Origin of the sequence: Corynebacterium sp. c3Ub_189, assembly GCF_039907195.1 — a bacterium.
GTDB lineage: Bacteria > Actinomycetota > Actinomycetes > Mycobacteriales > Mycobacteriaceae > Corynebacterium.
Genome location: NZ_JASBOF010000002.1, coordinates 156,808 through 170,321 on the forward strand (window position 1 = coordinate 156,808; position 13,514 = coordinate 170,321).

Consider the following 13,514-nt stretch of genomic DNA (forward strand, 5'->3'; position numbering starts at 1 on the left):
GAGGAAAAATGTTACCTCACACGGCCGTCAATACCAAAACACTAAGGCTTCACGGGTGCGGACTCGCGCTCGTAGCGCGACTTCATTTCCTCGCCTACCTCATCCAGGCTACGTCCCATAGTCTCTGGAACCAAAACCTTGGTGTAGCCGATGGCGATGAGGCCGAAGACTCCGAAGACGATAAACGCCACTGGGCCGGTCAGCCACTCCACTAGCGGCAGGAAGTACTGGGCCACTGCCCAGTTGGTGGCCCATAGCGAGAGCCCCGCAATGCCCATGCCTAGGCCGCGTACCTGCAGCGGCACCAGCTCGGAGATGAGTAGCCAGGTAGTGGGCGACACTGCCGCCTGCTGAAAGGCGATAAACAGCGCCATGAATACCAACGAGACCATGGCCATAGCAGTGGAGTCCTGCGCATGAGAATAGGCAAAGGAGAGGATAAACAGCGAGACCACGTTGCCGGTCAGGCCGATCAGCAACAATCGCTTTCGCCCAATGCGGTCCACGACCTTCAGCCCCACCCAGCAAGCCAGCACGGATACCGTGCCGATAACGATGGAGGTATAAACCGAGTTGGCAGTGGATATCCCCACCTGGTTCATCATGGTCGGCGCGAAGTACACGATGGCGTTGACGCCGGTAATCTGCTGCGTCAGCCCCATCAACATGGCAAGCAACACCGTAATTTGCATCCACCGATGAGCTTTCAGAGCCTTCCATTCGGATCCGCTGGACTTTCGCGCAGTCTCCTGCGAGGTCAGATCCGAAATATCCATCCCGGCGCGCCCGGCGATCTCTTGGGCGCGGGGCATTTTCCCGTTAGTGGCCAGCCATACCGGCGTCTCTGGTAGGAAAGCCATTCCGAGCGCCAGCGCTAGGCCCGGCACCGCGGCTAGGCCCAGCATCCACTCCCAGCTGCCGGTAGAGGCCAGCGCGGAATTGACCAGGTAGGCCATCAACTGGCCTACCACAATCGCGAGGGTATTGAGCGAGACCATGCGCCCGCGCACCTTGGCGGGCACGATCTCCGCGATGTACATGGGAGACACGATGGACACTGCACCCACGGCAAAGCCCAAAAAGGTGCGCGCCGCGGCCAGCATTCCCACCGAGCCGGAAAGCGCACACCAGATGGACCCCAACACGAAAATGATGCCGCCTGCAATCAGCGTGAAGCGGCGTCCATATCTATCGGCGATGCGCCCCGCCGTCAGCGCACCTACTGCAGCACCCACGAGCAGCATCGAGGTCACCCAACCCTCTTGGTGGGCACTCATGTCGAATGCGGGACTAATAAAAAGCAAGGCACCAGACATCACGCCGGTGTCGTATCCAAATAGCAGCCCGCCCAGGGCCGCTATTCCAGCTACTACCTTGACATAAACTTCCTTATTCACAGCACAATATTGTGTCAGGCGGCTACCATGAACGTCATGTCGAACGATGCCGAAAACCTGCAGCAAACCATCATAAAGGCCCTGGGTGTGCGCCCCTTTATCGATCCAGAAGCCGAAGTGCGACGCCGCGTGGATTTCTTGGTTGACTACCTGCGCACCACCGGTGCTAAAGGCTACGTGCTGGGAATTTCCGGCGGCCAGGATTCCACCTTGGCGGGAAAGCTTGCGCAGCTGGCGGTGGACCGCGTCGACGGCGCGGAGTTTTGGGCCGTGCGCCTGCCCCATGGCGTGCAGGCCGATGAGGACGATGCCCAGATTGCCTTGGATTTCATCCAGCCCGATCACCGCGCCACCGTCGATATCAAGCCGGCCACCCTGGCCCTCGACGAACAGGTGGCGGATGCGCTGCAGCTTGCCGACGTCACCGATTTCAACCGCGGCAATACCAAAGCGCGCCTGCGCATGATCTCCCAATACGCCATCGCAGGCGAGGTAGGCGCGCTAGTCATCGGCACCGACCACGCGGCGGAAAACGTCACCGCCTTCTTTACCAAGTGGGGCGATGGCGCGGCAGATCTCCTCCCTTTGGCCGGCCTCAATAAGCGCCAAGGCGCCGCCCTCCTAGAGCACCTCGGCGCCCCGCGCTCTACCTGGGAAAAGGTTCCCACCGCGGACTTGGAGGACGATAAGCCTCAGCTTCCTGACGAAGAGGCCCTCGGCGTCACCTACGCCCACATCGATGACTACCTAGAGGGCAAGGCGGTTCCCGACGCCGCCCGCGAACGCATCGAAACCTTATGGCGCCGCGGTGCCCATAAGCGCATCATGCCGCAGGGGCCGAACCTTTAGCCCAGCGCCTCCAAGGTAGCGGCCGCCGCGCGCTCCAGCGGCCGGTTATAGCTGGCGCCGTGCGTCAGCGCATGCACTGCCAACGGATGCAGCTGGTGCATGGGAATCCATTTTTCGATGTCCTTAGGCGCACCATATCCCCGGAAAATCTCCTCAAGGTACGGTGCCCCGAAAAGCGCCAACATCCCCAAATCCGTATGCGGGTGCCCACCATGGGCGGCGGGGTCAATCATGATGCCGCCATCCGCTCCAAAAAGCAGGTTGCCCGCCCATAGATCGCCGTGGATGCGCGCCGGCGCCACATCCCAACTGCGCGCGGCGATGGCATCGCAGGCACGCCTTACCAAGTCCAACTGCGCTGCACTAATCCCCGCTAGTTCCGCGAAGGGCAGCACTCGCTGTTCAACATAGAACTCGCCCCAATTATCCGTCGGGATGCAGTCCTGTTCGATACTGCCGATGAAGTTCTTGCCTTCCCACCCGGTAGGAGGCGCGCCAAACGCTTCGGCTCCCCCACGGTGCATGCGCGCCAGCTCCGCACCAAATGTCCGCGCCGCCTCCGGCGTAGGCATGACCTCGTCCACGCGCTCGGTAACGATTTCTAGCCCGTCGGAGCTCACGACGTTGACCACCGCGTCGGTGGCTTCCCCGAGCCACCGCAGCCCGGCAGCCTCGGCACCTGCTTGATCTCTGTCGCGTACTCGCTTTGAAAAAGTCTGCATGCCGCCCAGCCTAATCTGGCAAGGAAATTTTTAAAGCGCCGCGTACTCGCGCGTGGGCAGAGCCATCATAAAGAGCAAGGCGATTCCACCGAACACCGGAATGAGCCCAATCAGGCATAACAACCCCGACCTCCCGGAATCGTGCAGCCGCCGGCACATCAAAGAAACGACTGGAATCACAAGTACCGCCTCGGCAATAGTCTCAAAATCCACGCCAAAGTGCCGATCGATAATGCCGATTGCCACAGAACTCAGCACGAGGAAACCGAAAACCCACCAAAACTCACTCATGGACGCACGGCCACGGAAGTCGAAATACTTTACAAAGAACCTGCCCACCGCCCGTACAGGCGACGCCCCATAGATCGCTTCGCGTGTAAAGAACTCGGTGGAATCATCAGTCATTCTGCGCGCGAGCCCCTTCGATGTTGACTGCATATACTCGGCTGCGCACCATGCTACCCACTTCCTATAAAGGAGGAGCAATGTACTCGGACGTCATCATCATCGGCGGTGGCTTTGCCGGCACCGCTGCGGCCATCACCTTGGCCCGCGCTAACCGAAAAATTCGGTTAATCGATTCCGGCGCTCCCCGGAATCGCTTCAGCGAACATGCCCACGGCATCCTTGGCCTCGATGGCGCGGCTCCCGCCGAACTGCTTCAGCGCGGCCACGCGGAGGTGGGGAAATTCGGTGGAACCATTACCCAGGGCTCGGTGGAGAAACTCACCCGGGATTCTGAGTGCGAGCCTTGGCAAGCAAAGCTTGGCAGCGGCGAGGTTCTTGAATCCCGCCACGTTCTCGTCGCGACGGGGCTCACGGACAAGCTCCCTGCAGTTCCCGGCCTGAGCGATTTGTGGGGCACCAGGGTCTTTCACTGCCCTTACTGCCATGGCTACGAAGTCACCGGAAAGAAGGTTGCGCTCATCGGCGGCGCGAATCCGCCTTTTACCATCCGGATCAGCAAGCTGCTGTCCACGTGGACGGACACGCTGACCTTTTACCCCAATGGCCTTGAGCTCACCGATCTTGATCGCACTCAACTCGCCGGATTAGGCGTAAAGGTAAACGATGCGAAAGTGACACAGCTCCGGCCAGAGGAGACATCGTCAACCGGCGTAGTAGTGCAAAGCACTACTGGTGAAGACGTCTACGAAGCATGCTTTACTGGGCCCGATTTTCTGCCCAATGACGCACTGCTGCAGGATGCTGGCTGCGAATCAGCCAACGGGTGGGTCAGCGTAGAGCATGGCCAGACCTCGGTATCGCGCCTGTGGGCGGCCGGCAATGTGGTCAGCTCACCGGACCAAGTCTCGCAAGCGATGGGCAGCGGCGCGGCCGTGGGCATCGCCATCGATCAGCGCATGCTCGATGAGGATCTAGCGGAGCTCTAGCCCACCGCAACAAGAAAAAGGAGAGGAACTAATGTTCCTCTCCCCTATATTGTGGAGCTAACGGGATTCGAACCCGTGACCCCCACACTGCCAGTGTGGTGCGCTACCAGCTGCGCCATAGCCCCTCAAACGAGGTGCAACCCTGTGGGCTGCAACTCGCTTAAATATACATGGAGGGTATTTAACTCTCCAAATCGCCTGCTACTTGGTGACGATTTCTACCCAGTCACCCAGGTTCTTGCCGGCCTTTTGATCCTTTTCTGATGGAACATCCTTGCCATCCTTGATGATGCGCGGCGAAGATACGGTTCCGGTTTCCTTATCCAGCTTGTCGTAGTTGGTCTTCGCCACCTTATTGCCCTGCTTGACGTCCACATCCTTCATGGAATCAACGACATCATCGTCCGCGCCAAACTCCTTGGCGGCGTCAGCAATATCCTTGATATCCCACGAAGTAGCCACCTTTTGCTGGTTCTGCAGCATGTAGTCACGCAGGTTCCAGTAGGTCTTGATATCACCAGACTTGGCCAGCTCGGACATAGCGGCTGCCGCCTTAGTGGAGTATCCCTCCTGGTTCTCAATATCCTCGCCATCCAAGAAGTTGAGGGTACGCACGTGGACGATCAGCTTGCCGTCTTCGATGGCCTTCTGCATGTCACCGTCGGTGGCCTGAGCCAGTTCGGCACAGTGCGGGCAGGAGTAGTCTTCGTAGAGATCCACCTCAGGGGTGCCCTTCTTGGCGCTTTCAGACTTAAGGGTAATAGCACCGTCGTTGTACTCCATGGACATATTTACGTCCTTGGCGTCAAGGGCATCGACAGAATCCGTGGACGACTGCTTGCCATTCCACACGATGTAGCCGATAACTACGGCAATGATAACGAGGAGTACTCCGACTCCCCAGATAAAACCGTTGCCACCCTTGGCGTTCGGGTCAGTTACTTTGCTCATTTGAACCTTGCCTTTGCAATTCTTCGGACTCGATCAGCCTACCTTGCCCACCTGCTAGGGGTGAAGGGCAAACTTAGTGAAGGGGCGCTTGATGGTCCATAGGGTCAGGAATAGAAATGCGGCGTCGCGCAGCAGCGTCTTCGCATAATCCATTCCTCGGTCAGGGTTTTGGGCGTCATAGCCAAAGCAGCCGCAGTCAATATCCAGTCCACGGGCCCAAGCTTGTGCGATGCCCACCATAAAGAGCAGCATCACGCAGGTAGCCACGATGGAGGACTGGCGCAGGAATAGCCCGAGCAGCAGCAGCACGCCACCGATGATTTCGAGCGGACCAATGACAATGGCGAGGTAGCCGGCCCAATCGGGAGTAAAGATGTCATAGCCCTTGATGGCCTGGGTCATGTCTAGGGTCTTGCCAAGCTTATGCACGCCGGCGTCAATCCACACCCAGGCCATGCCAAAGCGGGCAATGAAGCTGATGACATCAAGCACCAGCTTCCCATTAATCTTGCTACTCACGAGGTTGAGTGTAGCGTTAAACCCCTAATACATGGGAAACAACTGCCTGTGCTTCCGCTTGCACCTGCTTGAGATGTTCCTCACCCAAGAAAGATTCGGCATAGATTTTGTACTTATCTTCAGTGCCGGAAGGACGAGCGGCGAACCAGGCATTTTTCGTCGCTACCTTCAGGCCGCCGATGGCCGCACCGTTGCCGGGTGCCTCCGTCAGCTTGGCCACGATGTCCTCGCCTGCTAGCTCCGTGGCGGAAACTTTTTCAGGAGACAGCTTCTTGAGGATGGCCTTCTGCTCGCGGTTCGCGGGGGCGTCGGTGCGGGCATAGGCTGGGGCGCCGAATTTCTCCGCCAGTTCTGCGTAGCGCTGGGACGGAGTCTTGCCGGTGACGGCGGTAATCTCCGCGGCGAGTAGATCCATAATGATGCCGTCCTTATCGGTGGACCACACGGAGCCATCGAAGCGCAGGAAAGACGCCCCGGCAGACTCCTCGCCACCGAAACCAATGGTGCCTTCGAGCAACCCCGGTACAAACCACTTAAAGCCGACGGGCACCTCCACCAATTCGCGGTCTAGGCTTTTCACCACGCGATCGATCATGGAGGAAGACACCAGGGTCTTTCCCACACCGGCACTCCCCCACTGCGGGCGGTGACTAAAGAGGTACTCGATAGCCACGGCGAGGTAGTGATTGGGGTTCATGAGTCCGGCATCGGGAGTGACAATGCCATGGCGGTCCGCGTCGGCGTCGTTGCCGGTGGCAAGGTCGAACTTAGAGCGGGCGTCAATAAGCGAGGCCATAGCATCCGGCGAGGAGCAATCCATGCGGATCTTTCCATCCGTATCCAAGGTCATAAAGCGGAAAGTGGAATCCACCTCCGGATTCACCACGGTCACGTTGAGCTCGTAATGGTCAGCGATGGCCTGCCAATAATCCACGGAAGCGCCACCCATGGGATCGGCGCCGATGAGCAGGCCGGATTCTTTAATGGCCTGCATATCCACCACGTTCTTCAGGTCAGCCACGTAGTTGTGCACGTAGTCGTGCTTCACGCAGCGCTCGTCCAGCACGCCCGCGACAGACGTCCGCTTCACACCCTCCAGCCCAGCGCGCAGGTACTCGTTCGCGCGGCCCGCAATCCAATCCGTGGCCTGAGCGTCGGCCGGGCCACCGGTAGGCGGGTTGTACTTGAAGCCGCCATCGCGGGGAGGATTATGGGACGGGGTAATCACGATGCCATCGGCGCCAGGGTGGGTCAGGATGGCATGGGAGACCGCTGGGGTCGGCGTGTAGCGGCCGCGCTCGTCGACGCGAACCTCCACCCCATTGGCCAGCAGCACCTCAAGGGCGGAGACCATGGCAGGCTCGGACAGCGCGTGGGTATCGCGGCCGATGAAAATCGCCCCAGCAACGCCTTGTTCCGCGCGGTAATCCACAATGGCTTGGGTAATCGCTAGGATATGAGCCTCATTAAAGGCTCGATCCAGCGCGGAGCCGCGGTGGCCTGAGGTACCGAAGGACACCTGCTGATCCGGGTTATCGGCGTCCGGGGTACGGGTGTAGTAGGCGGTGACCAATTCTGCGATATCAATAAGATCCGCGGGCCGTGCCAGCGTGCCGGCGCGCTCGTGGGCCATGGCGTACTCCTTGAAGGGTTGGGGTGGTATGCCATCCCAGCTTGCCTGCTCTCCCGTAGTTGCGCAGGACGAATATTCCCCCGGCTGGGGGTATGGGCAAATTTACTCCATTTCTATAGTTCGCTAGATTTACAGAATGGACTCGCTTAATTCCATCCTCTCCGCCATCAGCACCGTGGTGTGGGGACCGTTCATCCTCATTCCCCTCCTGTTGGGCACCGGCCTGTGGCTGACCATTCGTTTGGGCGGACTCCAGTTTCGCGCACTCGGCCGCGCACTGCGCCACGTCTTCGCCAGCGACTCCGGCGACGACTCCACTGAGGGTGATATTTCCAATTATCAGGCGCTGACCACCGCCCTTGCCGCCACCGTGGGAGTGGGAAATATCGTGGGCGTGGCCACCGCGTTGTCCATCGGCGGCCCTGGCGCACTGGTATGGATCTGGATTACCGGCCTCGTGGGCATGGCGTCCAAGTACACCGAGGCCTACCTGGGCGTGCGTTTTCGCACCACGGATTCCAAGGGCGAGATGTCCGGTGGGCCGCAGCAGTACCTGAAGCGTGGCATCCCCGGACCACTCGGCTCGGTACTAGCAGTATTCTTTGCCATCTTTGCAATTTGCGCGTCCTTTGGCATCGGCAACCTCGCCCAAGCCAATGCTGTGGCCACCAATATGGAATCGACGTTCGGCATCGCCCCGGCGGCCACCGGCGCGATCCTCTTCGTCTTGGTGGGATCCGTACTCCTCGGCGGAATCCAGGCTATTGGGCGCATTACCGCCGCCTTCGTCCCGTTGATGATCATCGTCTACGTCCTGGGCGGGCTCTATGTGATCTTCTCGCACGCCACGGAGATCCCCGCAGCCTTCGCCATGATCTTCAGCGATGCCTTCACCGGCACCGCCGCAGGTGGCGGGTTCGTGGGCTCCACCATCATGATGGCCATTCAATACGGTGTTGCCCGCGGCATTTTCTCCAATGAGTCCGGCATGGGCTCCGCCGCCATCGCCGCCGCGGCCGCCAAGACCCCGCACCCAGCGCGCCAGGGGTTGGTATCGATGACCCAGACCTTCATCGACACCATCATCGTGGTCACCATCACCGGCTTGGTCATTGTTGTAGGCGGCACCTGGGATATGGGCCGCGACGAGGCCGGAATCATGACGGCCGAGGCCTTCTCCCGCGTACTGCCGGGAGATTGGGGCGGCACCATCGTTTCGCTCTCCATTATTTTCTTTGCCTTTTCCACCATCATGGCCTGGGCGTATTACGGCGAGCGTTCCCTGGAATCCCTGTGCGGGCGCAAAGCTTCCATCCCCTACCGCATGTTCTTCGCCTGTCTCCTTTTTGTCGGCTCCGTCTCGGAACTCGAGCTCGCTTGGACCTTCTCCGATCTGGCTAACGGTCTCATCGCCATCCCGAACCTCATTGGCTTGCTCCTCCTCTCCGGCCTTGTGGCCCGCGAGACCAAGGCCTACCTAGCCTTCGACCCCAAGCTCAATAAGCCAGTGGATGAGGTGCGCGCGTTCGTAGAGTCCCAAGGGATGAACTGGAAGTAACATAGGCCGCATGCCTCAATTCCTCGTCGTGGGTGCTGGCGCTGCGCTCGGTGCGGCTGCCAGATACTTGCTTTCCGTAGCGCTCGGCGGCGGCATGATCCCGCTGCTCATCATTAATATTCTCGGCAGCGCGCTCATGGGCTACTTCCGCCCCGGCCCTTTTTGGGGCACCGGCGTGCTCGGCGGTTTCACTAGCTTTGCCACCTTCGCTTTCCTGACTTCCGAGGCCCATTGGACCATCGCTTTAGTCTATGCCCTAGCCACCATTATCGGCTGCGTGGGCGGCTACCTGGCAGGTGACAAGCTGCGATGAATCTTATCTGGGTCCTTCTCGGCGGCTTCGTTGGTGGCAGCCTGCGCTATGGCTTTACTCGGCTTGTGCCCGCCCCCTACTGCACTTTCGTGGCGAATATTTTGGGCTCCCTAGCCCTTGGCCTGGCCTATGGTTTCGCCCAGCTTGCCGACGCCCCCCTTATCCACCCCTTCCTCGCCCTCGGCCTAGCCGGCGGCCTGTCCACCTGGTCCACATTGGCGAAGGAACTGGGAGAAATGATCAAACGCAAGGAGTGGTGGCGGCTTAGCAAATATCTCTTCTGGACCATCGGCCTCGGCATCGTTTTAGCCTGGCGCGGCACCATCTGGGCGGCACGCATTTATCACGGCATATAAGCAAAATGGTCTCATTCTCCGCGCGAAGAATGAGACCATTAGCTGTATACCTAGTCTGCGATTGCCTCCAATGGCGGTGTCTTTGCCGCACGGTTCGACGGCCATACTGCCGCAATAATGCCGACGATGGCCGAGCCCACCAGCATAATGAGCACCATCGCCCACGGAATCTGCGCGGAATCCAATCCCTCATCACCGAGAATCTTGATAAAGGACCAGCCCAAGCCGAGGCCGATAAGGATGCCCATCACCGCACCAAAGAGCGCAATCTGCACCGACTCAAGAGTGATCATCGTGCGGATCTGGCGACGCTGCGTACCCACGGCACGCAGCATACCGATCTCCTGGCGTCGCTCAATAACACCCAGGGTCAAGGTATTGACAATACCCAGAACGGCAATAATCACCGCTAGGGCAAGTAGGCCATACAGGATGGAAAGCATCTGGTCGATGAATCCGGCGGCTTGGCCCGCATACTCCTCGCCAGAATTAACCTGAACCACGACCAAATCCTTGACCGAGTCCTCTAGGTTGTGGCGCAGTTCTTCCTTGTCATAGTCTTCCTGGCCCAAGACGCCCACCATTTGGACGGTAAAGGATTTCTTCGGTGCGACCTTTTCCGCCACATCCTGCGAAAGGACCATATTCTGGACCACATCGGTGGGCTTAAAGGTACCGACCAGCTTGGCATCGGCCTTCTTGTCCTTTTCCGCAGAAGTAACCTTGTAGGTCTCTCCTACCTTCCAGCCGTGTTCCTTGGCAAAGTCCTCGGAAGCAATGAAGCCCTTCTCCAAGTTGGCATCGCCCTCGACCATATCGAGCGCAATCATCGACGACGGATCTCCATCCGCAGTCATCGTTTGTTGGAATTGTGGACCATAGTCCATCGATGCCTGACCATCGACGGCCACCGGAGCCATACCGACGGTAATCACCTTATCGACGCCCTCGGCCTCCGCCGCGCGTTTACCCGTGTCCTTCGGCGTCGGGAACTCACCGGAGCTAGGGCCGGAAAGCAGGTAATCAGAAGTGATGTTTTGCTCCACAGTATCGGCCACGGAAGACTTCATCGTTGCGCCGAGCATGCCAATGGCGGTCACCAGAGCCACGCCCAAAGTTAGCGCGAAGGCAGTGGCGGCGGTGCGGCGCGGATTGCGTCGCGAGTTAGTCGCCGCCAGTGAACCAATAGCGCCAAACGGTGCACCGATTGCCTTGCCCACCGTCGGCACCAAAGGCAGCGACAAAGCAGGGCCGGCCAGGAAGAATCCCACGATGACACCGAATGCGCCGACGCCGACAAGGATGGCGCGGACGTTCGTCTCGCCGTCGGAAAGCACGCCTGCCAACGCCGCAACAATACCTACCAGCAAGATAATGGCACCGAAAATCGTGCGTACCTTCAGGGAAGTTCCGGAAGCAGATTCGGTAGTGCGCATGGCCTCAACCGGCTGCACGCGGCCCGCGCGCCGTGCCGGCGCCCATGCAGATACAACCGTCACGATAGTGCCCAAAATGATTGGAACTACGATGGCCGAGACGCTCAGGCCCAAGCCGCCATCGAGAGGCATTCCCTGCGCGCTCATCACTGCCTTAATGATTGCGACCAATCCCATACCGGCAACCACGCCAACAATGGACCCCAGAACACCAACAATGGCAGACTCCACCACCACCGAGTTTGTAATCTGGCGACGGGAAGCACCCAGCGCACGCAAGAGAGCGAACTCCTTAGTGCGCTGCGCGACAATCATCGAGAAAGTATTCGCAATAATGAAGGTGCCCACCAGCAGCGCAATCAGGCCGAACGCGATGAGGAAGTAATTGATGAACTTCAAGGCAGAAGACATCATCTCCGAAGTCTCCTCAGCCAGGCGCTCACCCGACTCCGCCTTGACTTCATACTTCTCGTTCAGGTGATCCACCAAGGCATTCGCATCCACTCCATCGGCTGCAGAAACCTTGAGCTGGCTCGGCTCACCGTAGCGCTCCAGGTAATCCTTTTCAGCCATGCTCAGCACGATGCTCTCGCCCTGGTCTACCGCGGGCTCCGAGATGCCAGAAACGGTAACCGTATCCTGCTCATCGGGGTGAACCACAGTCAGCTTTTGGCCCACGGAAATGTCGTACTTGTCGGCCGCGGAAGAGTTGATGAGGACCTCGTCCTTACCGCTAGGCTCCTCGCCCTCCTTCAGTTCATCGGCGCCGCCAACGACCTTGTCTTCTGGATAGAACGGGACAACACTGGCCGTGCCGCCCTGGGTTTGATAGGCTTCCGAGTTCTCATCGGCCGCGACAACGGTCTCCGAATCCGCGATATTGATGTTTTTAACATCCTTATCGTCAGCCAGCTTCTGACGCAGCTTGTCATCCAGTTTCGCGCCATTGTCGTCCTTTTGGCTCACCACTGCATCCACGCCGCGGAACTGATTATCCACAGCGGAGTCAAACGTCGACTTCAGCGAATTGGTGAACATAAACGAGCCGGCAATAAACGCAGTGCCCAAAACTACCGCGAGAATCGTCAGCCCAAGGCGCAACTTATGCGCCACAATATTACGCAGAGATACTCTGCGCATTGCGTTTCCGCGTGCCATTTAGCCCTCAATCTCCGCCATTACCTGGTGAATGGCCTCCATCGTCGGATTGTGCAACTCATTCACAAGCTTGCCGTCAGCAAGGAAAACCACCCGGTCCGCATACGAGGCGGCCTTGGCATCGTGTGTGACGATGACCACTGTTTGGTTGTCCTTATCCACCGCGGTTCGCAGAATATCGAGCACCTCGGCCGAAGAATTCGAATCCAGGTTGCCCGTTGGCTCATCGCCAAAGATGATTTCCGGCCGAGAAACCAATGCACGAGCACAGGCCACGCGCTGCTGCTGTCCGCCAGACAGTTCAGCTGGGCGGTGTTCCAGGCGCTCCGCTAGGCCAAGGCGGCTAGTAACCTCCTCAAACCACTGCTTATCGACGCCCTTGCCCGCAATATCCGTGGGCAGCGTAATGTTTTCCGCCGCAGTCAGCGTGGGCACAAGGTTAAAGGACTGGAAAATAAAGCCCAGCCGGTCACGACGCAGCGCCGTAATGTCTTTGTCGTTGAGCGCCGACATATCGGTATCACCGATAAATGCTGATCCGGAAGTCGCTGAATCGAGACCAGCCATGGTGTGCATCAGCGTCGACTTACCGGAACCCGACGGGCCCATGATCGCAGTAAATTCGTTCTTGCCAAATTCAATGGATACATGATCAAGAGCGACGACGGCTGTGTCATCGCTTCCGTATTGCTTAAACAAGTCAACGGCGCGAGCCGCAGCATCAGTCATGAGACAAATTCTCCTTGTAAATGGGAAATTACCTATTTAAGTCTAGCGACCGTGGCCTCCGTCCAACATCATCCCTGAGGAGGAAAACGGCATGCAAAAGCCTGGCACGACCGTTCTCCTGGTCACACACCGCGGGGCTCCGGCCTACCCTCTAGCCCTTCCCTCTTTTTGTTGTTGGTGTGTGAGGTATTGGGCCCAGGTGTGGTTCCAGTGGGTGTGGTGTGTGGTTAGTGGTCCGGTGGGGTGGTCTAGTTGGTAGGTGCCGTCTCGGTGTAGCCAGGCGATGGTTCCGGTGATGGGGTCGAGGATGTAGTGGATTCTGCGGTCGGTTTTGATGTTGTGGTGGTGTTGGCAGAGGTTGACTAAATTATCTGGGCTGGTAGGCCCGCCGAGGTGGTATTCGATGCGGTGGTCGAGTTGGCACCTGGTGGCGGGGATGGTGCAGCCGGGCCAGCGGCAGGTGGCGTCTCTGCCTTGGGTGTAGGCGCGGATGTCGGTG

Annotated in this window: 14 protein-coding genes and 1 tRNA gene; 5 read left to right on the forward strand and 10 right to left on the reverse strand. The window is 58.8% G+C overall.

The genetic code is table 11. From position 1 onward, the window contains the following. Nucleotides 1–41: 41 nt before the first annotated feature. On the reverse strand, nt 42–1,397 hold the full coding sequence (locus QKD99_RS02065; RefSeq protein WP_347950574.1) for a sugar porter family MFS transporter: 1,356 nt from the start codon (nt 1,395–1,397) through the stop codon (nt 42–44). Between the two features lie 27 nt (nt 1,398–1,424). Between QKD99_RS02065 and nadE the strand changes: the two genes are divergently transcribed. Further along, nucleotides 1,425–2,246 (forward strand): ammonia-dependent NAD(+) synthetase, encoded by an 822-nt coding sequence (gene nadE, locus QKD99_RS02070; protein ID WP_347950575.1) that lies wholly within the window; start codon nt 1,425–1,427, stop codon nt 2,244–2,246. Here the strand turns inward: nadE and QKD99_RS02075 are convergent. Both QKD99_RS02075 and QKD99_RS02080 read right to left on the reverse strand, forming a co-directional pair. Continuing rightward, the gene (locus QKD99_RS02075; protein WP_347950576.1) at nt 2,243–2,968 is read right to left on the reverse strand and encodes a fructosamine kinase family protein; all 726 of its coding nucleotides are present in this window, start codon (nt 2,966–2,968) and stop codon (nt 2,243–2,245) included. The genes nadE and QKD99_RS02075 overlap by 4 nt on opposite strands. A 30-nt stretch (nt 2,969–2,998) precedes the next feature. After that, nucleotides 2,999–3,373, reverse strand: coding sequence for a DUF805 domain-containing protein (locus tag QKD99_RS02080; RefSeq protein ID WP_347950577.1), 375 nt, complete (start codon nt 3,371–3,373; stop codon nt 2,999–3,001). A gap of 80 nt (nt 3,374–3,453) precedes the next feature. Here QKD99_RS02080 and QKD99_RS02085 point away from each other — a divergent pair, with 80 nt between their 5' ends. After that, a complete protein-coding gene (locus QKD99_RS02085; protein WP_347950578.1) occupies nt 3,454–4,362 on the forward strand; it encodes an NAD(P)/FAD-dependent oxidoreductase in 909 nt (302 codons plus the stop codon). Nucleotides 4,363–4,414: 52 nt separating this feature from the next. Here the strand turns inward: QKD99_RS02085 and QKD99_RS02090 are convergent. The 4 genes from QKD99_RS02090 to pgm form a co-directional block, all read right to left on the reverse strand. Continuing rightward, nucleotides 4,415–4,487 (reverse strand) — tRNA-Ala (locus tag QKD99_RS02090). Between the two features lie 76 nt (nt 4,488–4,563). Further along, nucleotides 4,564–5,313, reverse strand: coding sequence for a thioredoxin domain-containing protein (locus QKD99_RS02095; protein ID WP_284767060.1), 750 nt, complete (start codon nt 5,311–5,313; stop codon nt 4,564–4,566). 54 nt (nt 5,314–5,367) lie between these two features. Next, nucleotides 5,368–5,832 (reverse strand): MauE/DoxX family redox-associated membrane protein, encoded by a 465-nt coding sequence (locus QKD99_RS02100; protein ID WP_239278422.1) that lies wholly within the window; start codon nt 5,830–5,832, stop codon nt 5,368–5,370. Nucleotides 5,833–5,848: 16 nt separating this feature from the next. After that, the gene (pgm, locus tag QKD99_RS02105; protein ID WP_347950579.1) at nt 5,849–7,465 is read right to left on the reverse strand and encodes a phosphoglucomutase (alpha-D-glucose-1,6-bisphosphate-dependent); all 1,617 of its coding nucleotides are present in this window, start codon (nt 7,463–7,465) and stop codon (nt 5,849–5,851) included. Nucleotides 7,466–7,601: 136 nt separating this feature from the next. Here pgm and QKD99_RS02110 point away from each other — a divergent pair, with 136 nt between their 5' ends. Genes QKD99_RS02110 through QKD99_RS02120 form a run of 3 tightly spaced genes read left to right on the forward strand, consistent with a single transcriptional unit; the run spans nt 7,602 to nt 9,692 of the window. Then, nucleotides 7,602–9,023: a sodium:alanine symporter family protein gene (locus QKD99_RS02110; RefSeq protein ID WP_347950580.1), complete on the forward strand. Its 1,422-nt coding sequence runs from the start codon at nt 7,602–7,604 to the stop codon at nt 9,021–9,023. 10 nt (nt 9,024–9,033) lie between these two features. Then, nucleotides 9,034–9,336 (forward strand): fluoride efflux transporter family protein, encoded by a 303-nt coding sequence (locus QKD99_RS02115; protein ID WP_269953659.1) that lies wholly within the window; start codon nt 9,034–9,036, stop codon nt 9,334–9,336. Beyond that, nucleotides 9,333–9,692: a CrcB family protein gene (locus tag QKD99_RS02120; protein ID WP_239274294.1), complete on the forward strand. Its 360-nt coding sequence runs from the start codon at nt 9,333–9,335 to the stop codon at nt 9,690–9,692. The genes QKD99_RS02115 and QKD99_RS02120 overlap by 4 nt, the downstream gene beginning before the upstream one ends. A 50-nt stretch (nt 9,693–9,742) precedes the next feature. Here the strand turns inward: QKD99_RS02120 and QKD99_RS02125 are convergent, their stop codons facing one another. From QKD99_RS02125 to QKD99_RS02135, 3 genes are all read right to left on the reverse strand, one after another. Continuing rightward, a complete protein-coding gene (locus QKD99_RS02125) occupies nt 9,743–12,286 on the reverse strand; it encodes an FtsX-like permease family protein (RefSeq protein ID WP_347950581.1) in 2,544 nt (847 codons plus the stop codon). Then, the gene (locus tag QKD99_RS02130) at nt 12,287–13,015 is read right to left on the reverse strand and encodes an ABC transporter ATP-binding protein (protein ID WP_284768771.1); all 729 of its coding nucleotides are present in this window, start codon (nt 13,013–13,015) and stop codon (nt 12,287–12,289) included. A gap of 144 nt (nt 13,016–13,159) precedes the next feature. Next, on the reverse strand, nt 13,160–13,514 hold a 355-nt coding region (locus QKD99_RS02135; protein WP_347950582.1), incomplete at its 5' end, for an HNH endonuclease signature motif containing protein.